Below are 26,626 nucleotides of genomic sequence, written 5' to 3' on the forward strand. Positions count from 1 at the left end.
GCCGGGGTCTAATGCAGCGAATGATCGGCATTGGTTGCCCTTTTGAACCGGCTTTTATATTCCCTCTTCCATCTGTCCTTCCGGCGTCACCACATCGATCTTGTCTATCAATAGGCGGTCTCCCTGGATCACAAAATCGATCCGTAGCGTATAGACGATGGTCACATCTATGGATGCCCCATTCTCGGTTTCGGTATAATTCGAGAATGTAGCCTGGCTGAAATTGGAGATATCCTCCTCATATTCCTGGCTCAGCAGGATAAGATCGGCATCAAACCCGTAAGGGGTGGCCGTTCGCACACTATCCTTACGGATCCTGGCTGCACAAAGCTGGAAATAAGCATTTTTATCCTCTATATAATCGTGGGTAAATATGCCCGCATTGGCTAAAATTTGGAGATAAGCCGCCGTGCTGTCAAAATTGACGGCATACCGGCCAGTGTCTTCCACTCCGGAATTGTCCACCAACTGGATGTCCACCAGGGAATCCACCCGGGTAGTGTACCAGTCGAAGAACCCGCGCACCTTTTCTTCCAGAACCTGCTGACTAAGCGCCGGACTCACCGTACCATTGAAGTATGCACTGGCTAAAGGGGTATCCTGATCTCTGTGAAAACCGAAAAGACCACATGCGCTGATGGTCATGGCAATCCCAAGCAGGAAGAGGTTTCGTTCTCTTTTCATTATCAGATATGGTATAAATAGCTATTATGTTCCTGCTATCCCTCCTGATGCAACTTAACAATAACCGTCGGATAACTACGGTACGGCTATTTTTCCGACTTCTTTATTGCATCCTGCAGGATCATCCGTGTGCGTACGAAAGCATTCGCCCCTGTAATGTTGATCCTGTTCTCTTTGAACCATTTCATAAAATCGGTCCATTCCTGTCTATGTTCACTCCTCCATTCTTCAAATACCTTTTCGTCACCCCAGCCCAGTATCCAGTAGTTATAAGCCCCCAGGTAACCTGCCTCTTTCACCTTCCGCTGGAAATCGAAAAGGACCACCGGGTAACTCGTATCACGTCCATCCTGCGCATATATGTCCAGGAATCTGGTCCTGATACGGTTCAGGGATTCCAGGTTGATCATCTTCTCTCCTATGATCGACTTTACCAAAGTCATTTCGTATGCTCCGTTCGCAAAGGAATTTCCCATTGATGCCATTACCTGTTCGGCCAGGGCACTGGCCAGGGAACTCACCTGCTTCTTTTTACTCTGGCTGGCATCCAGATAGATTGTATTGTTCTGTTTAGCGAAACTTACAGCCGCACTGGTATCGGTCCCAAATTTAATCTCTCCTTTGTAAGTATAATACAAAAGTTTGCTGATTTCTTCCGTACGTTTAGATCCACGTTCAATATTCATAAAGATCTCTCCATAGATCATTCCCCATACTTCCTGGTCAGAATCAAAAAAGATCTTCGCTGCCCTGTAATAGTTGGACGGATACATCGGCGCTGCCTGTATACCCTTTTCAAAAAATCCCAGGGCTGCATTATGATCGTTCCTCCTTATCTCCATCACGCCCCGCTCCAGATACAGATTACCTTCTTCCGGGAATTTTTTAATGCCTTCATCATAAATGTCGATGGCTTTTTCCGGTTTCCCCATTTCATCGAACGTATTTCCCATCATGGCATATACTCTGCCTGTTGCCTGTTTCTTCTTCACCAGTTCTTTTAACAGCTTCATAGCTCCCTCAAAGTTCTTTTGCTGGTATTGGGCTAACGCCATTTCATACACTATTTCGGGTTCAGCCGGGTCAAGCTTACGGGCTTCTTCAAGTAATGCAATGGACTCAGCCAGTTTACCATCGTCCATCAGCTGAATGGCTTCATTCTTTTTGGCGAGGGCCTTTTCCTTGTCGGTGGTCTGGGCATTTGCTACAGAAACAGTAAAGCAACTTATTACCATCAGGGGTAGTAGTATTCGCATAAATAGGTATTGAGATTGTCCCTTATAATGTAATAAAGATAAATATTTATTATTTGAAGAGACGCAGCGCTTAAAGGATTAAGAATACTTTAACGAGGGGTATTTTGTGATAGCTTTCCGCTAACATATTTATTGCCGCGGATAATAAAACGATAGGGCAACAATGCATCTGCTCCCGCATAGTCCACACCTATCCGGGGAGTAGCAATGATATCAGCCCTGGACGGTGTAAAACCATCTGAGGCAAGATAAAATTCATCCCCCAACAGGGATTCACCTGTGTGGTTTAAAGTGATCCCCAATGCTTTTGATACATTTCCCGGCCCCCTGGTTAAAGTGAAATCTGCCACTTGCTTTCCGGTACGGCGCAGCATAAGGGGTACACCTGCTATAGGTTCCGCCCCCCTGATCAGAATGGCATGCGGGATGTCCGCTTTATTGGTGACAATATTGAATAACTGATGGATACCATAGATCAGGTAAACATATGCTACACCGGCTTCACCGAACATGACCTCCGTCCGGGCAGTACGCCTGCCACCATAAGCATGGGAAGCCCTGTCTATGACACCGGCATAGGCCTCCGTTTCTACGATGCGCGCAGACGTAAGTTCACCGTTGAACTTTGTTACGATGATCTTCCCCAGTAATTCACGTGCAATCTTTAGAACGTCAGGACGGTTATAGAAACCGGATGATAATTTCTGATAAGCGATGGTATCCAAATTATTAGTATAACGGCCTCCGTTAAACAATCTTTAAACGGGGTTCCAGCAATGTATAGATCTTGTTCAACACAGGCACCAGGCTTTCAAAATCAAAATCTTCCCTGAAGGAATCAGTATCTGACGACCACAGGAAAAGATCGGCGCATATCTCTATGTATTCCTTTACAATGTCGCTGTCAAGAAGCGCCAGTAGTTCGTCTGCATGTTCCTGCAGTGCGTAGTCCTTCACTACTCCCAGCGCGCCATAGATCTCGTACAATAACGGATCATCATCGGCCTCCAATTCTTCCGCCTTCAGGGAGGAAAAATCAAAGCCCGTATATGCGGTATCAGTTTCATTGATCTCTTTCCCCCATGCCTGCAGATTAGGGGTATCGAATGTAACAATACCTTCTTCAATACCTTTCCTTAAAGAAGGAAGGTCAGCATATAAACAGATCCTGCCATCTTTATCTGTCAGCAATCTGACAGCGTCATTGCCTGACGCATCGGCGCCAGAAACGGTGTAATAAGTTTCGTCGTTATAAGTTACCTGCAATAAATACTTCTTGTATTTCTCGGAGGCTGCATCATAAAATTCTTCCATATTAACTTTGTTATTCTTCTAAGGTACTAAAATAAAAAAACCGCCCCACATAACATGAGGCGGTCTTTTTCATCGAGCCACTTATCCCCTACCTAATTCCGTATAATCCATTGAACAATAGCTTAAAAGTGCCGTGCGACTGTGCTCTGAAAGTAATTTCCGGACCAAAGGCATATAATTTCCCCTTGCCCACCGGCGCCTCAAATGCGGCCACCCCATCCTTAAGATAGGATTGCCCCCAGGCCCAGCCACTGCGTAAAGGCCTATCTGTAGCAAACCAGGCCACGGGGCGTACACCTTTTGCTTCGGCATCGCTGTCCAGCTTAAATACAGGGCTGTTATCGAAATTGACATCTCCTACCGAAGGCATTCCCCAGGCCGCCATGCGGGTGCTGTCAAAAGCCACCTGCAGGATGCTTCCGGGCACAAAATATTTAGTACCAGGCAGCGACTGCTCCTTACCGTCTTTCCCCTTTTCCACCAGGGCATTGTGTACAGGGAGGCCCAGGTGATAAGCCAGATTGGTACTTGTACCAATGGTGATAATGGTACCACCTGCCTCCAGGAATTCCTTCAGTTTTGGAACCGAGGTATCCTTTGTGATCCACCCTAATGTATGACGGTACTGCTCCGGGATCTCTTCCGGAGCAGGCGGCGTCTGTCTGAAACCATAACGGTTGCCTTCCTCTCCTGAAACGGGAGGAATAGCCCTGGTCACAAACACGATCACATCGTATTGTTTCTTCAGGTCACCCGCATCAATATCTTTCGGGTATACCAGTTTGAAAGGGAAATGATATTGTTCCATCATCCAGCGGATCCAGCCGGAAGGCATGGAACCGCCATAGGTATCCCACAGTGCAATGCGCAGGGGCCTTGTTTCTACCGCCCCTTTAGGACGTTTGCTCACAGGTTTTGTGACCACACCCAGTTGAGTGGCTGCTGTCTTTAATATGCCATTGGCCTGTGCCCCTGCCGGCACAAAGAAAGTGCCTGGCGCTACACCTGCTGCAGCCTCCGGCAGCCGGTACACCTTCACACCTGCATTCATCAGGTCATTCACCGCAATGAAGGCGTTATTCACATAAGGGCTCAGCAGGTAACCGCCGCTTGCTGCAGGTGTAAATGGCGCCATCACCGGCGACTGCAGTTCGCCATAAGGCAGTTGCTGGAAGGGACCGCTGAAATTGTCCAGGATGCGGTCAAACTTTACGCCCATCTGGAAAGCCAGCGTCCATCCTGCCGCATCATAAGGACGGACAGGAGGACCACCGGGATATTGGAAGTCATTAGGATGATCCTGTGGTTCGAACATGTCCAGCACATGCGGTCGGAAAGCCTGATTAGTACGTACAATATAGGAGTTGGCCGGATACTGCTTTCCTCCTACAGTAAATGGCGCGGTGGCCTTCTGTACGGAAATACCGGCCTTGATCAGTGCATTGATAAATTTCACCGCTGTGGCAAAATCCGGCTGGTCCGCCGGCACAATATAACCACGGGGATCCCTTTCTGCCGGATTCTTATACACCGCATCGTAGTACTGCATAGAGATATTACTCCCTCTTTTCGTCCATCCATAGGGGTCACTGCCATCATCCTTAGTAGTATCATTCTTATCTTTCTTATAGGCTGCAGTAATCGCTTCTGCCCGTTTGGGAGATAAGGTCCAGGAATCAGTATTCCCCTTGTCTATCGCATTCTTACCCATCTTGTAAATATTGTACAGGACCTCATCCCGCTGGCGGGCTGCATAGTCGAGCACTGCATAGTTCAGCGATACAGAATAATCAATGGACGTTCTGAAGCGCCAGTCTGCTGTTGGCTTTACAGGATTGGGTGTGGCGCCGTTCGGGATCAGGCGCTGTGGCACCACAGGTATCTTTTCGGGAGTAGGATTTCCAATGATCTCCGTGAGCAATCCTATCATATTGTGATACTGTGTTGTAGTACGCAAACCGCCGTTATACCAGGTTGAAAAACTGGATCCGTTCAGACGTGTATAGCCGGGTTTATCTTCTGCATTCAACCTGTTGTACATTGCTGCACCCAGTGCGTCGATACCGGTGATCATCAGCGGATCAAAAAAATAGTTGAATGGGTCGCGGTACGGAGGCCCTGCCAACACAGAACCTTCCGGGCCACGTTGGTGATGATTGTACATGATCTGCGGCATCCATTCCAGGAACAGTTGCTTCCCCATATTGACGCTTTCTTTCATGTTCATGATATAGAAATCACGATTGTTGTCGTGCCCTATATATTTCTGGTACAGCACCGGCAGTTGTTCTGTTGAACGTTTCAGGGTGTCTGCATTACGCATGTACCAGTTACTGGTAAGTTCCTGTCCGTCGGGATTAGCATGTGTCAGCAGTACGATCACATTATCCAGTATCCGCCTCGTCTCTGCATCATTACGGCTGATGAGCTGCCAGGCTGTTTCTATGAGCTGATGTGCGCCCACTACTTCTGTGGCGTGCAGCCCGCCATCTATCCATACTACCGCTTTCCCTTCGTCGGCCATATCATGCGCCTGCTGCGGCGTAATGCCTTCCGCCCTTGCCAGCCGCCGGGAGATCTGTTTGTAATGGTCCAGCTGTTTGAGGTTGGCAGGTGAAGAGATGATCAGCATGTACTGATGGCGCCCTTCTTCTGTCAGGCCGATATCCACCAGTTTTGCCCTGTCGGAGGTGGCAGCCAGCTTTTCGAAATAGGCAGCTGTTTGCGTATAGGTGGCCAGTTTATAATCATCTCCGATATTAAATCCGAAGTGTTCTTTAGGTGATGGCACAGTCTGGGCCTGTAACTGTGATGTGCAGCAGATGCCTGCCACCAACAGCCAGCCCGGTAAGGTAAGTCTCATAAGCATTATTTTTTGCGATAGTCCAATGCCGGGGCACGGTTACCCAGCATGGCCTCATATTTGAAAGAAGGTCCCTGCCGTTTTTTGAGTTCCGCTTTTGCAGTTGCTAAAGCAGCAGGATCGTTGAACAGGTCATAGGCGGTGAATGCAATTGTCTTTGCTGCCACCATCATTCCCTTGGCGCCGATACTGCTGCCTGCGGCAGCTACATTCTGCCAGCTATGGCCCGAAGAACCAGGTACAAAGGTAGCGGTAGAAATACCAGCTGTTGGCGTTACCCAGCTGACATCTGCTACATCGGAAGAACCGATGGCATCATGTTTATCTGATATAAAGGGCCGTATGGTAGCACTTGCCGTATCGAGGTCGGGCAACTTTGATCTATCGATCAGTGTTGACTGGATCCTCTTTGCAAATTCTCTTTCTTCGGATGTATAGGTAAAACCTCCCACCTGCCGCAGATTGCTATCCATAATCTTTGACAGCGTTTCATTAGGCAGCATATTATATACGCCTCCTATCACTTCATAATCCATCCTGGTACCTGTTCCCATCGCTGCGCCTTCGGCCGCTTTTACCAGTCTCTCCCATACATCTTTTACTACCTGCATGTCCGGATGGCGTACATAGTAATATACTTCTGCAAAAGCAGGTACTACATTGGGCGCATCGCCTCCTTTCGTGATCACGTAGTGAATACGTGTTTCCTGGGGAATATGCTCGCGCATCATGTTCACCATATAGTCCATCGCCTCTACTCCGTCCAGTGCAGAACGTCCTTTTTCAGGTGCGCCCGCCGCATGTGCCGCGACTCCATAAAAGCGGAACTTTGCATTCTTGTTGGACAACCAGGGAAAGATCGTGGCAGAGTTGTCATTGCCCGGATGCCAGTGTAATACCGCATCCACATCATTAAACATCCCTTCCCTTACCATATATACTTTACCGGAGCCGCCTTCTTCTGCAGGACATCCATATACGCGAATGGTACCTTTGCCGTTATGTTCTTTCAACCAGTTCTTCACACTGACAGCTGCTGCTACCGAAGCAGTCCCGAACAGGTTGTGTCCACAGCCATGCCCGGCGCCTCCTTCCTGTATTGCTTTCTGCCGGGGCTCTGCCACCTGCGACAACCCCGGTAATGCGTCATACTCGGCCAGAATGCCGATCACAGGTTGCCCGCTGCCATAAGTGGCAACAAAGGCTGTCGGGATACCCGCTATCCCCGCTTTCACGGTAAATCCTTCCTGCTGCAATGTTGATTGCAGCAAGGCGGAACTTTTTTCCTCCTGGTATCCAACTTCTGCATATCCCCATATCTTCTTTGCAATATCTGCATATGCAGGCGCCTGTTGGTCCAGGTACGCCTCAATGGCCTTCTTATCCTTATTCGGTGAAAGCGTCTTCTTATCCTTGCTCTGTGCAATGGTCAATGCCGGCAGGCAACAAAGGATTGGTATGATCAGTCTTCTCATTTGTACAATTGGTTGAATAGTAATTTAAAAGTGCTGTGTGACTGACCGCGGAATGTGATCTCCGGTCCGAAGGCATATAACCTGCCTGCCCCCACCGGCGCTACGAATGCGGCTACGCCGTCTTTCAGGTATTGCTGTCCCCAGGCCCAGCCACTATGCAATGGTGTTGCCGTAGAGAACCAGATCAGCTTCTTCATGCCTGCGCCTTCAGCACCGGCAGAGAATCTGAACACCGGGCTTCTATCGAAATATACATCATTCTTCGCAGGCATTCCCCAGTTCTCTTCCGCTGTCGTATCCAGATCGGCGGTCAGCAAACTGCCAGGGATATAATACTTTGTACCTGGTATTGGTTTCCATTCCCCCTTCGCATTCTTTTCCACCAGTGCATTTTCCACCGGTAAATGCAGGTGATATGCCAGGTTGGTACTTGTTCCGATAGTGACAATTTTACCACCGGCTTCCAGAAACTTCTTCAGCTGCGGAACAGAGGTATCTTTGGTAATGCGCCCCAGCCAGGGCTTAAATTCATCCGGTAGTTCTTCCGGTTTAGGTGGTTTGCTATAACTGTTCTCACTCCTTTTGGGTTTACCGGTATCAGGAATGGCTCCTGATACAAAGATGAGCATATCATATTTCTTTCGCAGATCGCCAGCATCCACTTCCTGTGAATAAAGCATCTTATAATCATAATGATATTGCTCCATTAGCCAGCTTATCCATCCGGCAGGAATAGAACCACCATAGGTATTCCAGATACCTATACGTAAAGGAGCAATTGCTTTCAGTGTTGCGGGGGTATAATCTGCAGCTGTAACACGAATGCCCAGTTCTGCCGTTGCCTTTTTGAGTAAGCCTTGTGCCCTCGTTCCTGCAGGTACATAAAATGTACCATTAGCGGTACGTGAGACCTTCACACCCGCTTTCAGCAGATCATTCGCAGCAATAAATGCATTATTGGATGCAGCATCTATCAGGTAGCCTTTTTTAACGGCAGGTAGCGTAGTGGCCAACGGCAATTCGATCTGACCATAGGGCAACTGTGTAAAAGGCCCGTCAAAGCCGTCCATGATGCGATCGAATTGTACGCCTATCTGGTAGGCCAGTGTCCATCCCGCTGCATCGTAAGGACGAATAGGCGGTCCTCCCGCATATTGGAAATCATTCGGATGATCCTGCGGTTCGAACATATCAATAACATGCGGACGAAAGGCCTGCGCTGTTTTCACAATATAGGAGCCGGCAGGGTATTGCTTACCAGCAACGGTAAAAGCCGCTGTTGCCTTATGAATGGCAATGCCTGAACGGCTCAAGGCATTGATGAATTTTACCGCCGTAGGAAAATCGGCCTGGTCTGCAGGAATGATATAACCACGCGCATCCCTGTAGTCAGGGTTCTTTAATACACCTGCGTAATATTTTGAAGCGATCGTATCTTCCCTGCCGAAAGCGAATTCACCGCCTGTTTCACCTTCAGTGGTGGAATCTCTCTTCCTTTCCACTTTATAAGCTACGCGGATGGAATCTATGTATCTTGGATAGAATGTCCAGTGGTCACTGCTGCCACGGTCTATCGCGTTTTTGCCCATCTTGTAAATGTTGAACAGCAGTTCACTCCTGTAACGGGCAGCATAATCCAGCACGGCGTAATTCAGCGAAACGGAATAGTCTATAGACTGGCGGAAATGCCATTCCTGTGGCGTTATTGGATTCGGTGTTGCACCATTGGGCACCAACCTGTCAGGTACCAGCGGCACTGTTTCCGGTGTTGGTCCCCCGATGATCTCTGTCAGTAATCCCACCATATTGTGGAAGTAAGGGGTAGTGCGTAGTCCGCCGTTCCACCAGGTGGAAAACGTTGAACCATTCCTTTGTGTATAACCAGGTTTGTTTTCAACATTCAGCCTGTTGTTCATCGCTGCTCCCACCGCATCAATACTGGTCACGATCAGTGGGTCATAAATATGATTAAAAGGATCACGGTAGGGAGGACCGGCCAGCACAGAGCCTGCCGGCCCGCGCTGATGGTGATTGTACATAATCTGCGGGATCCATTCTACAAACAGCTGACGACTGATGTTCTGACTCTCCTTCATATTCATCATATAGAAATCCCGGTTATTATCGTGCCCCACATACTTTTCATACAAACGGGGAATATTCAATGCACGCTTCTTCGGATCAGCCATGCGCATATACCAGTCAGATACCAGCTCCTGTCCGTCAGGATTTGCATGTGTCAGCAGAATGATATCATGCTGTAAGATGTTCATTGTTTCAGCGTCGGTGCGTGTCACCAGCTGATACATTGTTTCAATGAGCTGATGCGCGCCCACTGTTTCAGTGGCATGCAGTCCGCCGTCTATCCATACTACTGCCTTACCTTCTGCAGCCAGCTTACGCGCAGCTTCGTCTGTCAGCCCCGCTGCGTGTCCCAGCTGCTGTGATATTGCCTTATAGCGGTTCAATGCCTTCAGATTTTCGGGAGAAGATACGATCAGCATATACTGGTGTCTTCCCTCTTCAGTCATGCCAATATCGACCAGCTTTGCGCGATCTGATTCCGTCAGCTTTTTGAAATAGGCTTCTGTCTGGGTGTAGGTGGCCAGCTGATAATCGTCGCCCATATTAAAACCAAAATGTTCTTTTGGAGAGGGAACTGTTTGCCCCCAGGCCGTTGCTGCGCATAAGAGCAGCAACAGCATACTGTAGAATTTTCCTGCCATAAGTGGGTTTATTTTGCTATGCCGGCTTGCACCGACCATATATACTACTGTTTCTTAAATCTCACGCCTACTCTGCAGTCGCCGGGTTCACCGCGTGACTCATCACAAATATTATTGAAGAATGTTACAATCCTGCGGCCGTCGCCAAGGTTCAGTATAAACTTGAAGAGAAAATAATCATTTACCGCTACAGATCCAAGCGATACATTATTAATGGCAGCTAATTGAGTAGCAGTGAACGAATATGTCTTAGGAAAGGTTGACACCGTTTCATACAACTTATCGCGCGAGCCGATAATACTCGGCAACGGGAACTGTGCAATATTTGTGTACTGGTTACCCGGAGAAGAGATCACCAATGGATAAGCAGGCACACTCGATTCTGCTTTGTTATAACTCGCATACACTTCTATGGAGGTTACGGTCACCTTATCAAAACCCTCCCAGTCCAGGGTAAAAGCAAACTCCTGGTTGGCCACGTTGGGGTCGTTCAGGTTAAAGAATGCCACCTTACCCGCCTGCCTGGTTGGCAATGCGGTCTTTGTCGTATCGATGGTCACAATGGGTACCGCGGTGTATTGATATTGTTCCCATTCATAGTCAGCTTTTTTACAGGAAAGAAATCCTGCGAAAATGATCAGTATAGCTATTATCAGGTATCTCATGCGTTCTTTTTTTTGTGGTGATTATTTGTCCCAGAATACAGGCGTTGTTTGCTGTGCTACCTGCAGCGCACTGGTATTCTCGCCAAGGCTGGTGTTGGCAGATAATTCTGTCTGGGAATAATAAAGCCTTAAAGGGAATGCGTTCAATGGCGACAAGGGCGCACGTAATACAGGTAATGCAGTTCTCCTGTAATCATTATACGCTTCCATACCATTACCATAACAGGCTATGTATTTCTGCGTCATCACCATATTCATTTTACCAGCAGCATCTGCAGCGTCATAGGCTGTCAGCAGCTTATTCACAAAACCGCTGATAGCAGCGGGTGATAACGCCACTCCGCCATTTGCGGCGCCATAAGCACTTACGCTGTTCAGGTGTGCAGTAACACCATCAGCGAAGTTCTGCCTTGCGTCATCACCGGTGTTCAGCGCTAATGCAGCTTCTGCGCGGATCAGCTTTACCATGGCATTTGTGAGCAGCGGAATAACACCGGCGCCGGTGCCGTCGGAAGTAGCCACCACTTTCAGACTGGAAGTAGCGCCTGCATTCGTGAGATAGCTATATGTGTCCGGGATGTTATTGATAGGTGCATTGTCGTACAGCCCTCCGGCCGGGTACACGCCAAAAGTGGAACGCCTGTTCAGGTCAGCCGGTGCGGCGGTGCCATCACCGGGATTACGGCCATAATAACCATTGCTGTTGGTAGAATTATTCAGCCCTGCAGTCGCGTTCTGGCGATAGATAAAATACCTTAAGCGGGGATCGTCATTGTTGAACAACAGATCAATAAAAGACTGGCACATGTAAAAATTCTTGCTGGACTGGTATTCGGAACGATGCCAGGGATGCCGGTTATTCGGGTTCTGTGCAGATCCGAACCTGAAGGTATAGTCCGTTGCATTGGTATTGGTCGTTCCGCCTATCAGTGTAGCCGGATTACTGATCAATGCCTGTATCGCCGTTGTTGAACGGGCAGGATCTACCAGCCGGATACCATTATAGAGTTTCAGCTTCAGGGAATTGGCCAGCGCGATCCAGGCGTTTTTTGAACCACCGTAGATCATATCTGCGCTGGAAGGCACCAGCCCGGAAGCGCTCACCTTCCCCGCATCCTGCAGTGCTTCTTCAATGAGGTTGAGTACACTTTCGTAGATCTCCTGACCTTTTTCCAAGGGAGGACTAACTGTTTGCTGCCCTTTCTCTGCCTGGGAATATGGAATATCTCCCCACATGTCCACCATCAGGCTAACAAGATAGGCCTTCTCAATCTTTGCAACAGCTACGTATCCCCACTCCTGCTGCGCAGTACCACTGCTGATGATAGATTCCAGGTCGTTCAGCGTCTGGCTGTAGAAACCATCCCAGGGCTCATCAAAACTGGTACCTTGTTGCTGATACCGGCTAAGATCACCAGACGATACCATGTGTTGCATAAAAGTGGAAGCGCCGCTGTTCAGTTCATACATGTTAGCTGCCATAGACACTTCTGTAGAAGGCAGTAGTAGTGATAACTGTGCAGTGGTCGGATTATTTGGATCCGTATTGATATCGACAAACTTATTGCAGGCGCCGGCCATGAAAGCAACACCGGCTACCAGGAACGTATATGTACTATATTTCAATTTCATAATTCATGACAGGTTGAGTGATCAATATCCATATCAGAAGGAACATCTTAAATTGACACCAAATCTTTTTGTAGTAGGGACTGACAGATTATCGTATCCCTGTGAATTCCCTACACCCAGCGAGCTTACTTCCGGATCGAAGTTGGTATACTTCGGGAAGTTAGGCGCATTGTACCAGAGGTTCCTACCCGACAGAGAGATGGTGGCAGTACCGAACGGCGAATTGCCCAGTAAACTCTTCGGAAGATCATATGCCAGAGAGATCTCGCGCAGTCTGAACACGGTAGCATCGAATATGGAGCCTTCATTCACACCGCCAGGCCCCATACCGCTGTTGAAGAAATGATCTTCATAAGACATCGCCACATTGTTCGGGATCTTCCTGCCACGTTCATCCAGCAGCGCTTTCAAGGTATTGATATCGCCCAGTACACCTGGCGAAACGATCTGGAATTCACGCTTTTCCGTATCCCTGGTCACACCGCGGGACATCATCTGGCCAACGGTATTGGAGTACATCTGTCCGCCCTGTTTCCAGTCAAAGAGCACATTCAATGTGACGCCCCTATACCGGAAGGTATTGGTGATGCCCAGTATAAAATCAGGGTTAGGATTACCGATCGCTTTCAGTGAGCCGGATACCAATGGCTTACCGGAAGCGGGATCTATCAGGATATTACCTTCTTCATCGCGTGCATAGGCTGTACCCTGGATCAAGCCATAAGGCTGCCCAACAATATGCACACTGCTGGTTCCGTTTGTACCGCCATAGCTGAAACTTTCATAGCCGCCAAGGTTTTTGATCATGTTCCTGTTGCGGGTAAAATTGGCATTGACATCCCAGTTAAAACCATTCGCGGTCCGGATGGGCGTAGCTGTAAAACCGATCTCAATACCTTTGTTGGTGGCCTCACCCAGGTTAAGGATCTGTGTGGTGTAACCGGAAGATGGCGCCGCTGTTACCTCAAAGATCTGTGAGGTACTGCGTTTATTGTAGTAAGTCAGATCTATACCGATGCGGTTGTCCAGGAACTGTAATTCCGTTCCCAGTTCCAGTTCTGTAATGAACTCGGGTTTCAGGTTAGCATTTGTGAGCAGGTTGGATTGCGTGACGATATTATACACCGCTCCATTTTGCGGCGTGAAGGGCAGGCCCACATTTGAGGGACTTGCACTACCACCAAGGATGGCATTGATCTGGTAAAAATTGGCTGTCTGATAAGGAGAGGCTTCATTGCCCACCCTTGTATAACCAGCTCTTACCTTACCAAAATTCAACACTTCCTTTGGCAGATGAAAAGCTTCTGTAAACACTAATGAACCATTCACACCACCATAGAAATAACTCCTGTTATTGGCGGGCAGCGTAGAAGATACATCGTTACGTCCTACGAAGTTCAATGAAGCAAAGTTCTTATAGTCAAAAGTGATATCAGTAAAGAATGCATAATAACGTTGCTTCAGCAGGTTCCTGTTGTTGGTAAGCTGTACACCGGTTACTGAGCTGGTATTATTCATATCATGCAGATCAGCGACGATGATGTTATCGCCATAAAATGCTTTCCTGTCTGTAAAACGCTGGTTCACGTTATTGCCTAAAATGGCGCGGACGGAGATATTTGGCGTAACAGCATGTGTTGCCGTCAGTAACAAGGTATTATCCAGTTCCTGGCGGTAGATGTTATCGCTTGTAATACTACCGTTTGCATAAGAAGATGATCCTTTCCCTCTAACACTCAATCGCCTGTCTGTGTATGCGTTAAAACCGATCGTATTCTGAACATTCAGCCATGAGAAAGGATCAAAACCTACAATGAGGTTGCCATAGTAACGGTCCACATCACTTTTGTTCGGACTATGTTTCACTGACCAATATGGGTTGTCCACACCGGTGTAGTCATATACATTGCTGCCATCTACCGGATTCTCAAAAGGGTAATGTGTGAGGTCGTAGCTGGTGGGCACATACATCAGCGTTGACATGATGGAGCCTGTCAATCCGCCTACAGGAGGTGTTTTCTGGCGGGTGGTCACATAGTTGATAGCGCCGCTGGCATAGAACTTATTCTCCAGGCGGATATTGCCACCTATGTTCACGGAAGTGCGTTTGATCTCATTACCCGGTACTACCCCTCTGTTATCTGTATTGGAAAAGCCTGCATTAAAATTTCCCTTCTCGCTGCCGGATGAAATAGTGATCGCATTTTCATATACACTCCCTGTTCTGAAAAAATTTTTAGCATTCTCTTTTGCATACGATCTGTAGGGAACCTGTATTGGCGTCACACCATCTGCTTCATAAAATTCGGGAAACACGGCAGCACTGAACTGACGTGTTAACTGATGAGGAATGGTAGCACGGGTAGGCAGCATACTGGGAACGCCCTGGAAAGGCTGGCCCCAGGAAGCATACACACCCTGCCGGTAATCATTGTTGGTGCCTTGTCCGTAACGTGTCTGGTATTCAGGCAGTCCGGCCACTTCTTCAATAGCGTAGGAAGTGTTGTAAGTGATCTCTGTTCCTTTCCGGCTTTTCTTTTTGCCAGCTTTCGTGGTGATGATAATAGCACCATTGGCCGCTCTTGATCCATACAATGCAGCCGCTGCCGCACCTTTGAGTACTGTCATACTCTGTATGTTGTTCGGGTCAAGATCGAAAGCGCGGTTGGTCACACCCACGCCGCCTACAGAAGAGGAGCCCACATTGGCAAAGCTGGAGTTATCGAAAGGAACACCATCTACTACAAACAGCGGCTGGTTGTTACCATTCAGGGAAGAGTTACCACGGATGGTGATATTGGTGCCACCACCGGCCACACCACCGGCAGATTGTATATTCACACCGGCCACTTTACCTGTCAGTGCACGCACAGGATCTGGTTCTGACTTCTGGGCAAGTTTCTCTGAGCCTATTGTGCTGACAGAATAACCGAGGCTGTTCTTCTGCCGCGCGATACCTGCTGCTGTCACAACAATATCGTGCAGTTGTTTTACGGCGGCCTGCAGCTTAATTGTACCTGCCTGCGCAGCACCGATCTCCGTTACGTGATAACCAATGGCGGTGATCGCAAGTGTAGCGCCTTGCTTTACTTTTAGGGTAAAAGCGCCATCGCCTCCTGAGGTAACCCCGTTGCTGGTGCCTTTTTCTACAATTGTTGCACCCGGGAAGGGGTCTCCGCTTTCACTGAGCACCTTCCCCCTGATCACCGTATCGGCTGCGGGAGCAGGCGCCTGAATATTATGTTGTTCACTCTTTTCTTTCAGGATAATGAAGCCATCATTTACTACGAAGTTGATGTCGAGTTTTCCCAATACTTTGTCCAGCACTTTGCCGAGTTCTTCTTCATTCGCATTTGCCGTGACTTTTTTGTCCATCGCAATACGATCGGAACTATATACAAACTTCACGTCTGTCTTTGACCTGATCTGGTTGAGTACCATTTTTAGGCTCATATCATCTGCCTGCAGAGATATCTTCCTGCTCAGGATATTCTGTGCATACAGCGCTCGGGGACTGACTGCGCACAACATCATCATACTTAATGCTGTGATAATGACGGATTTGGTTATAAAAGCATTTGTCTTTACATTTATGGACATAGGCCTGTTTCTTTGTTAGATTTCTGGTTGAATAAGACAAAGGAATTCCCTTACTGCGCTGTCACGCAGTATTTTCAGGGCTAGATCAATCTCAGCAGGGGGCTGTCACCTCCTGCTTTTATTTTTGCTGTTTACTTTCCTCATAGGCGACTCTTTTTAGTGTGATAGTGATACATCCTGATTTTGGTCGAATTACAGTTCATAGTTTATTTTTTTGGTCGTATTAGCACCGTCTTGTCATTGATCGTTATATCCAGGTTGAGGGCCTGGCTGATCATCTCCATCGTATGTTCTAAAGATTGGTCTGTCATGTCTGCAGTAAAGAGCTGCTTTTGAATGGCGGTATCTTCCAGGTTGATCTTTACTTCGAATTTCTTTTCTATTTTCTGTATTACGTCAATCATGCGGGCGTCATTGAACGCCATATCGTATTCAGTTCCCCTGATAAATCCGTGTATGTCCGTACGGGACGGATGTACGTTCACAACGGATGCATGTACTTCTGAATAAACGATACTTTCATTTGTTTTGATGATCTGCTCTTTTGTTGATTTTGATGCTACTACAACCGACCCTGTCAATACAGATATGGCTACTTCTCCTTTTTCATTCTTCCGGATATTAAAGCTGGTGCCTAATACACCTGTTGTCAGCGAGCCGCAGCGTACAACAAAAGGGCGTTTTGCATCTTTTGCTACTTCAAACAGGGCTTCTCCTTCCAGAGTAACAGGGCGTTCTTTTTGATTGAACACCGCAGGGAAAGTCAGTTTGCTTTTTCCTTTCAGCCATACGATACTTCCGTCAGACAGGATCTGCTTACGGATATGTCCTTTGTCGCTGTAAGCGTAAGTGGTTCTATGCGGCGCTACGATGTCCAGTACGCTCTTCCGCCAAAAATAACCTGCAACAATGATCACTGCAATTGTTGCGGCCACTGCTATCTTTTGCGAAGGGCGGAGCATGCGGACAGTTTTAGCCGGCTGCCCGATACGTTGCTGCAAACGGCTGAACATATCCTCCCTGGCAGTTGACAGTTCTTCCTGTGAAAGATTATCAAATGCTGTTTTATCCTCCATCGTGTCAAGCCACTTTTCCAGGTGTTCCATTTCCTGTTTATCGAGGAGACCTTTGGTATATCTGTCCAGTAGCTGTTTAAATTCCTTATTGTCCATCAGTAACTAAGGCTTGTTTTAGTATATGGCAGCGGCACGTCTATAATTATGTAAACTGAAAAAGGAGATACACCTATCCGGCGGAGAAAAAAATTATAAAAACCAGAAATATTCCCTGAAAGCCAGGCGTAAATGCTTCAGGGCTTTGGTGAGATGGTTTTCCACGGTTTTATGGGAGATATTCAATGCATTGGCGATGTCATGAATGGAGCGGTGCTCGTTGCGGCTCATTCTGAATACCTGCTGGCATTTTTCAGGCAGGCGGGACACTTCCTTTTCGACGGCCTTGGCCAGGTCAGAAAAGGCAACATAATCCTCATTTGAATTGTCCCGTAAAGTTTCATTATAGCGGGCAAATGAGCTGGTGTAGGTTTTCCGTACCTTATCAGCTTTGATATAGTTGAAGATCTGGTATTTAGCTGCTGTGTACAGATAAGCTGACAGGGTTTGCTGTAACCGGAGCTCGGTCCGCCTGTTCCAGAGAGAGAAAAATACTTCCTGGAGCAGTTCTTCCGTCACTTCTTTCGATTTCAGGCGATTGTAGACATATGCATATAAAAGGGGCCAAAACCTGTTATAAATACATTCGTACGCAGCCATATCACCTGTTTGCAATAAAGCGATAAGATCTGAATCACTGTATGTATTTAAATTATCGATAATATTTGTTTTTAGCGTGCTGAAGTTGATTGATAGTATAAATTAACAAAAAAAAGTAAAGAAATCATAGTCAAACATCAAAAAAGTCGGCATTTTCATTTAGAAACTACTTCTTTTAAGGATACAAAAAACCGCCTCATGTATCATGAGACGGCTTCTTTCTTGAATATGCTATATACAGGCAACAGGTCAATGATGTGATCCTTGTCGCTTTAAAAATCAATTTTCGCGAAACAGATATAATTCCTGTAGATGCATGGCACCAGTACAGAGCGGCCGCTTATCTGTTTACCATAACGGGGCATCCAGGTAAACCCTTTGTCAAGATTACGTAAGGTGGGCTTACGGCTGGCTTTACCATCAGGCTGTACACTGTTGTCGGTCAGGATATAACTGCGTCTGTCCAGTTCATTGTACAGGAAACGCAGCTCACTGCCGATATTGACCATCATGTAGGACAAATACAGATCAGAACCATCGTCATACTGGCTTTTGTGTACAAAATTACTCCAGAGAAGGTTGCCCTCATTATCCAGTGAGAGCACAGCTATGTTGTCGTAATGATAGCGGTCCTGGGAATTATAGTTATTATACCACGGATTGTAGTAAAACGGCGAATACGGTGAATAGTAGTAAGGTGTATACATACCGTAAGGGCCATACATATAATTCCAGCGGTTCCAGGGCTGTGAACGGGAAGTGGTGTAATAAGATTCAGCCGTGATAATGAAACCTCCGTTGCTGGTATTAATGATCTTACGGATAAAATAGTCGTTGAAAGCTGCGTTGGTGGAAGATTCCCCTTTGGCGTTATTTTTCAGATCAGGGGTGAACGGTACTTCCTTTTCATATAGCAGTTGTTTCTGTGCATAGTCGTATTTACTTACGTACAGGCCTTCCACGTTCCCTCGCTTCTGCTTATAGTAAAAGGCGGTGACCAGCACTTTTTTATTGTTGTTGTCCACCTTCATCTTCACCTCGTCCAGCAACTGGGTCTTGAGCTGCATGGGTACGTTCTCAAACGAATCCACTACAGCCCGTTTAATGATCAGGTTACCGGCGATGATGTAGTCCCTGTTGCTGGTACGTTCCAGCTTGTTGAATACCAGGTCACCCTCATTGGTGAGATTAAAATTGCTGAGGAAGGACTTTTTGCTTTCCATCGGCAGCGATACCCTGCTGTTGTTGATCAGTTTAAAGGCGCTGTCGTACAGGAAAGTGTAGAACACGTTGTCGTTCTCCTTGTCCTGGTTGATCTTGTACACCATGATCTTATTCTTGTCTTCGGAATACTCTACGGAGTACACTTTATTCTCTTTGGAGTAAAATCCTATCCTGGTAGAATCCACCATTACCGGCGCATCGGCAAAGCGGGCATTACCGTCCATGGTAGCACAGAAACTGTAAACAGCATCTTTACGCTGGAACTGGTATAACATGAATACTTTATCAGCGTAGGACACAAAATCGACGCTGATCAGCTTTTTGGGCAGAAAATCCAGCTTTACCCGGCTTTTCAGGGCCATCGTATTATCGTATATAGAAATGACATAATCACCTCTATCGCTCTTGTATACCAGTATATTTCCTGATACCCTGCCGATAATTTCGAATTCCGTGCTTTTGTAATCGTCCCTTTCCGGTTCCGTATAGGAGATCTTCTGAGCCATTACAGCTCCGCTCCATAAGACCAGTAAAGCATAGAGATATAGAATGCGCATTGCTTATATTTTAAAAGGTTGCAAGTTTAGGATACAGATTTAACGGTAAATCGCTATGATTCATTGTGAAACACGGGCAGGAAAACGTGGAGCATCTCCGGCCGCCAACACTAAAATACGCAATTACGAATTATCATAAGCGAATTACAATTATCTTCCCTACCGGGCTATTTTAACCCTATCGTTCAGGAGAAACGGGGACACTGCAGTTATTCATCATTTTCAATTCGTAATTTCTAATGCTGAATTATGTATTTTTACGATTATGGATACGGTGTTAATTACCGGCGGCACGGGTCTCGTGGGCCGGGCGCTTACAAAGTTGCTTACAGAAATTGGTTATAAAGTCATTATTCTGAGCCGGCGTAACAGCGGCGGCGATACGGAAAATGAGCTTGTCAGCTATGCCCATTGGGATGTTGCCCGTCAGACAATTGATGAAGCAGCTATACGACAGGCAGATTACATCGTCCATCTTGCAGGCGCCAATGTAGGGGACAAACGCTGGACAGCCGCCCGTAAAAAAGAGATCGTAAACAGCCGGGTACAAAGTGCAGGCTTGTTGTTCGATGCGCTCAGCAAGTATCCTAATAAGGTAAAGAAGGTGATCAGCGCCTCTGCCATCGGCTACTACGGCGAGAATAAAAGCGGCCCGGCCTTCACGGAAAGTGATCCGCCGGCTACCGACTTCCTCGGGAATACCTGTGTTGCATGGGAAAACGGTATTCTGAAAATGCGGGAGCTGCAGAAAAAAGTGGTCATCTTACGCACCGGCATCGCACTCAACCTTACCGGCGGCGCTATGAGGGAATTCTATAAGCCTTTACAGTTCGGATTTGCGACCATCCTGGGCAACGGGGAACAATATGTTAGCTGGATACATCTGCACGACCTGGCCCGTATCTATCTGAGCGCTATCGTCAATCATGAGCTGGAAGGTATTTATAATGCAGCGGCGCCGCATCCGGTACAGAATAAAGAGCTGGTAATGACCATGGCACAGGAGGCAAAGGGAAAGAGCTTCCTTCCTGTTTATGTGCCCGCATTTGCCTTAAAACTGGCCTTGGGTGAGATGAGTATTGAAGTATTGAAAAGCTGCCGGGTGTCTTCCCTGAAGATCCAGGAAACAGGCTTTGTATTTTCATACCCCGATATCCGTAGTGCGATGGAAAACATCTTCCAGGAAAAAGATAAATAGCCTGGCCTTAGCCTTCGAGGATATTTTTCATAGCTTCTGCCTTCAGCAGGCATTCCTCCCATTCCTTTACCGGATCGGCATAATAGGTAATGGCAGAACCAGTCTGGAAAGAAAGATATTTCCTGCCGGCATTATACAGTATGCTGCGTATAACCACGTTGAAATCAAAATCGCCTTCCGGCGTAATATACCCCAGGGCGCCGGAAAACAGTCCCCTGCGGGATTGCTCATACTGCTCTATCAGTTGCATCACGCTCAGTTTAGGTGCGCCCGTCATGGAGCCCATAGGAAATGCCTGGCTGATGGCATCTGTAAAAGACACGCCTTCTTCAAGGGTAGCCGTTACCGTAGAGATCATGTGATGCACCTGTGCAAATGAATAGATACCGAATAACTCTGCCACATGTACGCTACCGCGCGTAGCAGTATGAGAAAGATCGTTGCGTACCAGGTCCACCACCATTACATTCTCTGCCCTTTCCTTGCTGTTCTGCTGCAATTCGCGGCGGCGCTCATCATCGGCAGCCGGCGTATCAGCGCGCCTGATCGTTCCCTTTATAGGCTGTGAAATAACAACAGGTCCTTTCTTCTGCAGGAAACGTTCAGGACTGGAGCAGACCAGGTAATGGTCATTTGTACGGTAGTAGGCTGCAAAGGGAGAAGGGGAAACGCTGTTCAGGCGTTTAAAGAGAGAGAGGGGATGTACGATGGTATCTTCAATGAAATTTTCCCTGCAGAAATTCACCTCATAACAGTCGCCCCGGTGTATATGTTGCTGTAAGCTGTTAACGGCGCTGAGGTATTGCTGCCTGTCAAGGTGGGCCCGGACTTTACCGGCGGGTATTGCCTGTATTTTCTCTTCTTTTGCTGCAAGGCATTGAGCATAAATGACACGGGCAGCTGCTTCGTCCATTTCCCAGCCGCCGATCTGCACCTCGTTATTACGCAATAGCATGACAATACGGGGCCGGAAAAAGAAAAGGTCTGCCCAGCCTATTCCGTCCCTGTTATCCGAATATAAGCCCGGAAAGACCTCATTTTTGAGATCGTAGGCAAGATGACCGAACAGCCAGTCACGGTGAGTGTTGTGATATTGTAGTAGTGAGGGGAATGCATTGCCGGCATTGCATGCAAGCGTATCCAGCGCATCTGCGGCCAGTATAGCCTCGTTTTGGTGATAGATGGAAGCGTAGTTGTTATTATCCAAAAAACAGCAAATGTTGAACTGATTACTCCAATTCAACATTTGCTGTTTAAATAAGTTTGGATCATTAACCGGGAAACCGTAAAATATCCTGATAATGCGTGCTTTTAATGCTTAAAAATCGTCGTCATCGTCGTCAAAGCCACCCCTGTCGTTGAACAGGCCCATGTCCTTGAACTCGTCGTCGATGCCCAGATCGTCGTCGTCGTCTGCGCTCTTCTTACCAGGGCGGCCACGTTTGCTCTTTGGTTTAGGCATGTCAAACTCTTCGAAATCAGGATCATAGTCCTCATCATCACCTTTACCCCAATTATCATCATCGTCGTCCAGGTCCATATCATCATCCTCATCATCCAGATCATCCTCATCATCGTCATTTTTCTTCTTTGACTTTGAAGGCGACTTATCTGATTTTTTAGAAGCAGCAGACTTACGGGGAGTTTCCTCCTCATCCAGATCATCATCATCGTCCTCCTCTTCCTTCTTTGGCTTACTTGCAGCTTTAGGCGTGGCTTTCGTAGTTTTTGGAGAACTCGTCTTTTTGGTCTCTTTTTCGTTATCAGATTTTGATTTCATAATAGGTTCACTTAAGTCTTTAGCGTATTACTTTTGCGTAAAGTTTTAACAGTTTTTTGTATTAGCCAAATTTTTTTTGCCGATTTTTTTCCGTACTTTTTTAAGCTTTTTCCTGCTCCAGAATCTGGTCCCTGCCTGGTCCATTAGAGACAAATTTCACAGGTACATCCAGGTAACTTTCAACTGCTTTTACGAAAGATTTCATTTCGGCCGGCAACTCATCAAAGTGCCTGCTTTTGGCTGCTGTTTCATCACTCCAGCCTTTATGCTTTTCCCATACAGGTTTTACTTCTGCATCATTCAGCTGGTATGGCATTGCCTTCGTCTGCTGTCCGTTGATCTCATAGGCTGTACATGCGTACACCTCATCAAAGGCATCCAGCACGTCGCTTTTTGTCATTACCAACTGGGTAACACCACTCAGCATACAGGTATAATTCAGGGCTACCAGGTCAATCCAGCCGCAACGGCGCGGACGCCCTGTAGTGGCGCCGAACTCATTACCTTCTGCACGGAGCTTCTCGCCGGTAGCATCATGCAGTTCGGTAGGGAATGGTCCGCTACCTACACGGGTACAATATGCCTTTGTTACGCCGATCACTTCTTTTATCCATTTAGGCGCTACACCCAACCCGGAACATACGCCGGCAGAGATAGTACTTGAAGAAGTAACGAAAGGATAAGTACCGAAATCCACATCCAGCATACTGCCCTGTGCACCTTCGGCCAATATCTTCTTGCCTGCTTTCAGCCGCTCGTTGATAAAATATTCTCCGTTTACAATATTCATCTGCTTCAGGTAGCTCACGGCGTCAAAGAACTCCGCTTCCCAGTCAGCAATATCTTTTGCTATTTCAGCCTTTACTTCTGCAGTAAAGTCATATCCTGCCAGCAGGTGCTGGTGTTTCTCTTTTAGTTTGTTGTAACGTTCATCAAAATCGCTGCGCAGCACATCGCCTACCCTCAGACCATTACGACCGGTTTTGTCCATATACGCAGGTCCGATACCTTTCAGCGTAGAACCGATCTTTTCACTGCCTTTTGATATTTCTGAGGCTTTATCAAGCGCACGATGAGAAGGTACGATAATATGCGTTCTTTCCGCAATAAAAAGATTCTTTTTCAGATCAACACCCAAAGAAGAGATCTTATCACATTCTTTCTTAAATGTCACAGGGTCCAGTACTACACCATTACCTATCAGGTTAATGGTATTCTTGTGAAATACACCGGAAGGGATAGTATGTAACACTACCTTCTGGCCATCCACATATAAAGTATGCCCTGCGTTGGGCCCACCCTGAAAGCGGGCTATGACATCGTATTTACCTGCAAAGTAATCCACAATCTTTCCTTTGCCTTCATCGCCCCATTGTAGGCCCAGCAAAACATCTACCATAAGAGTTGATATTGATTTTTAAAAACGAAGTGGCAAAATTAAGGAAAAATAGCACGAATCCGAATTAGGAAATAATAATCAGAAGCCGGGAGCCCCACCCGCAAAAAAGACGGGCCACAGGAATAAACGCCCTGCAGCCCGTCTTATTATTATAAGATCTTAATTTCTTCTGGACCTATTCGTCCTCCAGGCGGCTTACCGATTGAATACCATCCAGTTTCTTCAACCTTTCGAACAGCTCATCCAGCTCCTCTTTATCGTGTACAAATACCTTGATCAGCCCTTCAAACAAGCCTTCGCTGGATTCAATGGTCAAACCGGCAATGTTCACCCGCAGCTCACCCGAAATGACATTGGTGATCTTGTGGATAACCCCTACATCGTCCATACCAACGATCCTCAGGCCGGTCAGGAAGGAAATCTCCCTGTTCTTCACCCACTTGGTCTTTACAACACGGTGTCCATAATTAGCCAGCAACTGGGCGGCATTCGGACAGTTCGTTCTATGGATCTTCAGGCCTTCACTGGCCGTGATGAACCCAAATACGTCATCTCCCGGAATCGGGCGACAGCAATTAGCCAGTTTGTAGGCTATTTTGTCTGAACTTTCCCCGAAGATGATCAGTTCCGCATCTTTCTTGGAAGGGAGCTGGTGTTTCAGGTGATCTTCCGAGATATGTTCCGGCTGTTTCACCGGTGGCGGTTTAGGCGCTTCCAGCTTATCACCCAGAACGGTGAACTGCTTCAGCTCCTTCAGGTCGATATTCTTGACGGCGATCTGGTAATACAGGTCCAGCGGCGATGGCTGCTTATAGAACTGTACCAGCTCGTTGATGTTATGCTGACTGTTGGAGATCTTCAGATGGTCCAGCTTACGTTCCAGCACGTCTTTCCCATCCATGGCCACCTTTCTCTTTTCCTCCTTCAGGGCGTCCTTGATCTTGGATTTAGCCTTAGCGGTGAGAACATAGTTCAGCCAGTCTTCCGTTGGCTTCTGCTTGTTGGAGGTAATGATCTCCACCTGGTCGCCGCTGCGCAGTTTATGGCTGATAGGTACCAGCTTATAGTTCACTTTGGCGCCGATACACTTGTTTCCTACCGCACTATGGATCGCATAGGCGAAATCAAGCGCAGTGGAATTGACAGGCAAGATCTTCAGGTCACCTTTCGGTGTATATACATAGATCTCTTCTGTGAAGAGGTTACTTTTAAAGTCTGCCAGGAAATCCAGCGTATTGGAGTCCGGATTGTTCAGTATCTCCCTGATCTGGGTGAACCACTGATCGAATTTAGCCTCTGTACTGGCACTCTGGGCACTACCCTCCTTATAACGCCAGTGGGCGGCGAGCCCTTTTTCCGCATAATCGTTCATCCTCTTGGTACGGATCTGCACTTCCACCCATTTACCCTGCGGGCCCATCACCGTCACATGCAATGCCTCATATCCGTTGGATTTCGGATTACTGAGCCAGTCGCGGGTCCTTTCCGGGCTGGGGTGATAAAAGTCTGTTATAATAGAATAGACCTTCCAGCAATCTGATTTTTCCTTTTCCAAGGGAGAATCCAATATAATACGGATCGCGAAGAGGTCGTACACTTCTTCGAAGGTGACTCCTTTCTTCTTGATCTTATTCCAGATAGAGTGTATGGATTTCGGCCGTCCGTAGATCTCGAACATGAAACCTTCTTCCTGCAATACCTCCTTGATAGGCTTTATGAATTCGTTGATATAACGGGTACGCTCACGCTTGGTTTCTTTCAGGCGTTTGGCGATGTCCCGGTAGGTCTGCTGCTCGGTGTACTTCATGGACAAGTCCTCCATCTCGGACTTGATATTGTACAGGCCGAGGCGGTGGGCCAGGGGGGCATAGATAAATACGGTTTCCGAGGCTATTTTGAGCTGTTTTTCACGGCTCATACTATCCAGGGTACGCATATTATGCATCCTGTCCGCCAGTTTTATGAGTATCACCCTGGGGTCGTCTGCCAGTGTGAGCAGGATCTTTTTGAAATTTTCCGCCTGGGCGGTGCTGGTGTTCGAGTCAATTACTGTAGAGATCTTGGTCAGACCATCCACTATATGGCATATTTCGGCCCCGAAGGCTCTGTCCACGTCTTCCAGGGTGACTTCAGTATCTTCCACGGTATCGTGAAGCAGGGCGCAGATAGCGGAGCGTACGCCCAAGCCGATCTCGTCAACGCAGATCTGCGCTACAGCGAGAGGATGTAAGATATAAGGCTCACCGGATTTCCGGCGCATTTCCTTGTGCGCGTCTGCCGCCATTTCGAAGGCAGTACGTACCAGTTCCCGGTCACCTTTCTTCAAACGGGGTTTAAGCGACCTCAGTAAAGCGCGGTAATGACGAACGATTTCTTTCTTTTCCTGTTCCTCGTCGAGGTTATATTGTTTTACTACCACTGTTTCCATCTGCTATAAAGTTACGATTTTATTGCATAGGAAGCATGGCAGAAAAGTGCTAG

18 protein-coding genes are annotated in these 26,626 nt (G+C 47.3%); 1 reads left to right on the plus strand and 17 read right to left on the minus strand.

Features of this window, described 5'->3' with window-relative positions:
* Window positions 1–54: 54 nt before the first annotated feature.
* From MYF79_RS30845 to MYF79_RS30905, 13 genes are all read right to left on the minus strand, one after another.
* Complete coding sequence (locus MYF79_RS30845) at window positions 55–684, minus strand: hypothetical protein (protein ID WP_247811664.1); 630 nt, start codon at window positions 682–684, stop codon at window positions 55–57.
* An 86-nt stretch (window positions 685–770) separates the two neighbouring features.
* Window positions 771–1,940, minus strand: a complete 1,170-nt coding sequence (locus tag MYF79_RS30850; RefSeq protein WP_247811665.1) for a tetratricopeptide repeat protein — start codon at window positions 1,938–1,940, stop codon at window positions 771–773.
* Between the two features lie 89 nt (window positions 1,941–2,029).
* Window positions 2,030–2,665 carry a DNA-3-methyladenine glycosylase gene (locus tag MYF79_RS30855; protein ID WP_247811666.1) on the minus strand — a complete coding sequence of 212 codons (636 nt, stop codon included), beginning with the start codon at window positions 2,663–2,665 and terminating at the stop codon, window positions 2,030–2,032.
* A 22-nt stretch (window positions 2,666–2,687) separates the two neighbouring features.
* Complete coding sequence (locus MYF79_RS30860; RefSeq protein WP_247811667.1) at window positions 2,688–3,254, minus strand: hypothetical protein; 567 nt, start codon at window positions 3,252–3,254, stop codon at window positions 2,688–2,690.
* A gap of 88 nt (window positions 3,255–3,342) precedes the next feature.
* On the minus strand, window positions 3,343–6,117 hold the full coding sequence (locus MYF79_RS30865) for a M14 metallopeptidase family protein (protein WP_247811668.1): 2,775 nt from the start codon (window positions 6,115–6,117) through the stop codon (window positions 3,343–3,345).
* Between the two features lie 5 nt (window positions 6,118–6,122).
* Complete coding sequence (locus MYF79_RS30870; protein ID WP_247811669.1) at window positions 6,123–7,592, minus strand: amidohydrolase; 1,470 nt, start codon at window positions 7,590–7,592, stop codon at window positions 6,123–6,125.
* The gene (locus MYF79_RS30875; RefSeq protein ID WP_247811670.1) at window positions 7,589–10,318 is read right to left on the minus strand and encodes a M14 metallopeptidase family protein; all 2,730 of its coding nucleotides are present in this window, start codon (window positions 10,316–10,318) and stop codon (window positions 7,589–7,591) included. The genes MYF79_RS30870 and MYF79_RS30875 overlap by 4 nt, the downstream gene beginning before the upstream one ends.
* A gap of 44 nt (window positions 10,319–10,362) precedes the next feature.
* Window positions 10,363–10,983 carry a hypothetical protein gene (locus tag MYF79_RS30880; RefSeq protein WP_247811671.1) on the minus strand — a complete coding sequence of 207 codons (621 nt, stop codon included), beginning with the start codon at window positions 10,981–10,983 and terminating at the stop codon, window positions 10,363–10,365.
* A gap of 21 nt (window positions 10,984–11,004) precedes the next feature.
* Window positions 11,005–12,615, minus strand: a complete 1,611-nt coding sequence (locus MYF79_RS30885) for a SusD/RagB family nutrient-binding outer membrane lipoprotein (protein WP_247811672.1) — start codon at window positions 12,613–12,615, stop codon at window positions 11,005–11,007.
* 33 nt (window positions 12,616–12,648) lie between these two features.
* On the minus strand, window positions 12,649–16,215 hold the full coding sequence (locus MYF79_RS30890; RefSeq protein WP_247811673.1) for a SusC/RagA family TonB-linked outer membrane protein: 3,567 nt from the start codon (window positions 16,213–16,215) through the stop codon (window positions 12,649–12,651).
* A gap of 206 nt (window positions 16,216–16,421) precedes the next feature.
* Complete coding sequence (locus tag MYF79_RS30895; RefSeq protein ID WP_247811674.1) at window positions 16,422–17,387, minus strand: FecR family protein; 966 nt, start codon at window positions 17,385–17,387, stop codon at window positions 16,422–16,424.
* A 93-nt stretch (window positions 17,388–17,480) separates the two neighbouring features.
* Window positions 17,481–17,987 carry an RNA polymerase sigma-70 factor gene (locus MYF79_RS30900; protein WP_247811675.1) on the minus strand — a complete coding sequence of 169 codons (507 nt, stop codon included), beginning with the start codon at window positions 17,985–17,987 and terminating at the stop codon, window positions 17,481–17,483.
* Between the two features lie 272 nt (window positions 17,988–18,259).
* Entirely contained in the window at window positions 18,260–19,768 is a 1,509-nt protein-coding gene (locus MYF79_RS30905; RefSeq protein WP_247811676.1) for a hypothetical protein, read from the minus strand.
* 265 nt (window positions 19,769–20,033) lie between these two features.
* On the opposite strand from MYF79_RS30905, the gene MYF79_RS30910 reads away from it, so the two are divergent.
* On the plus strand, window positions 20,034–20,966 hold the full coding sequence (locus MYF79_RS30910; RefSeq protein WP_247811677.1) for a TIGR01777 family oxidoreductase: 933 nt from the start codon (window positions 20,034–20,036) through the stop codon (window positions 20,964–20,966).
* A 7-nt stretch (window positions 20,967–20,973) separates the two neighbouring features.
* On the opposite strand, the gene MYF79_RS30915 is transcribed toward MYF79_RS30910, so the two are convergent.
* From MYF79_RS30915 to MYF79_RS30930, 4 genes are all read right to left on the minus strand, one after another.
* The gene (locus MYF79_RS30915; protein ID WP_247811678.1) at window positions 20,974–22,173 is read right to left on the minus strand and encodes an anthranilate synthase component I family protein; all 1,200 of its coding nucleotides are present in this window, start codon (window positions 22,171–22,173) and stop codon (window positions 20,974–20,976) included.
* Between the two features lie 111 nt (window positions 22,174–22,284).
* Window positions 22,285–22,746 carry a hypothetical protein gene (locus tag MYF79_RS30920; RefSeq protein ID WP_247811679.1) on the minus strand — a complete coding sequence of 154 codons (462 nt, stop codon included), beginning with the start codon at window positions 22,744–22,746 and terminating at the stop codon, window positions 22,285–22,287.
* A 100-nt stretch (window positions 22,747–22,846) separates the two neighbouring features.
* Complete coding sequence (locus MYF79_RS30925) at window positions 22,847–24,145, minus strand: adenylosuccinate synthase (RefSeq protein ID WP_199653343.1); 1,299 nt, start codon at window positions 24,143–24,145, stop codon at window positions 22,847–22,849.
* A gap of 175 nt (window positions 24,146–24,320) precedes the next feature.
* Window positions 24,321–26,573 carry a RelA/SpoT family protein gene (locus tag MYF79_RS30930; RefSeq protein WP_199653344.1) on the minus strand — a complete coding sequence of 751 codons (2,253 nt, stop codon included), beginning with the start codon at window positions 26,571–26,573 and terminating at the stop codon, window positions 24,321–24,323.
* Window positions 26,574–26,626 lie beyond the last annotated feature (53 nt).

The organism is Chitinophaga filiformis, from assembly GCF_023100805.1.
In the GTDB taxonomy this organism is placed as follows: domain Bacteria; phylum Bacteroidota; class Bacteroidia; order Chitinophagales; family Chitinophagaceae; genus Chitinophaga; species Chitinophaga filiformis_B.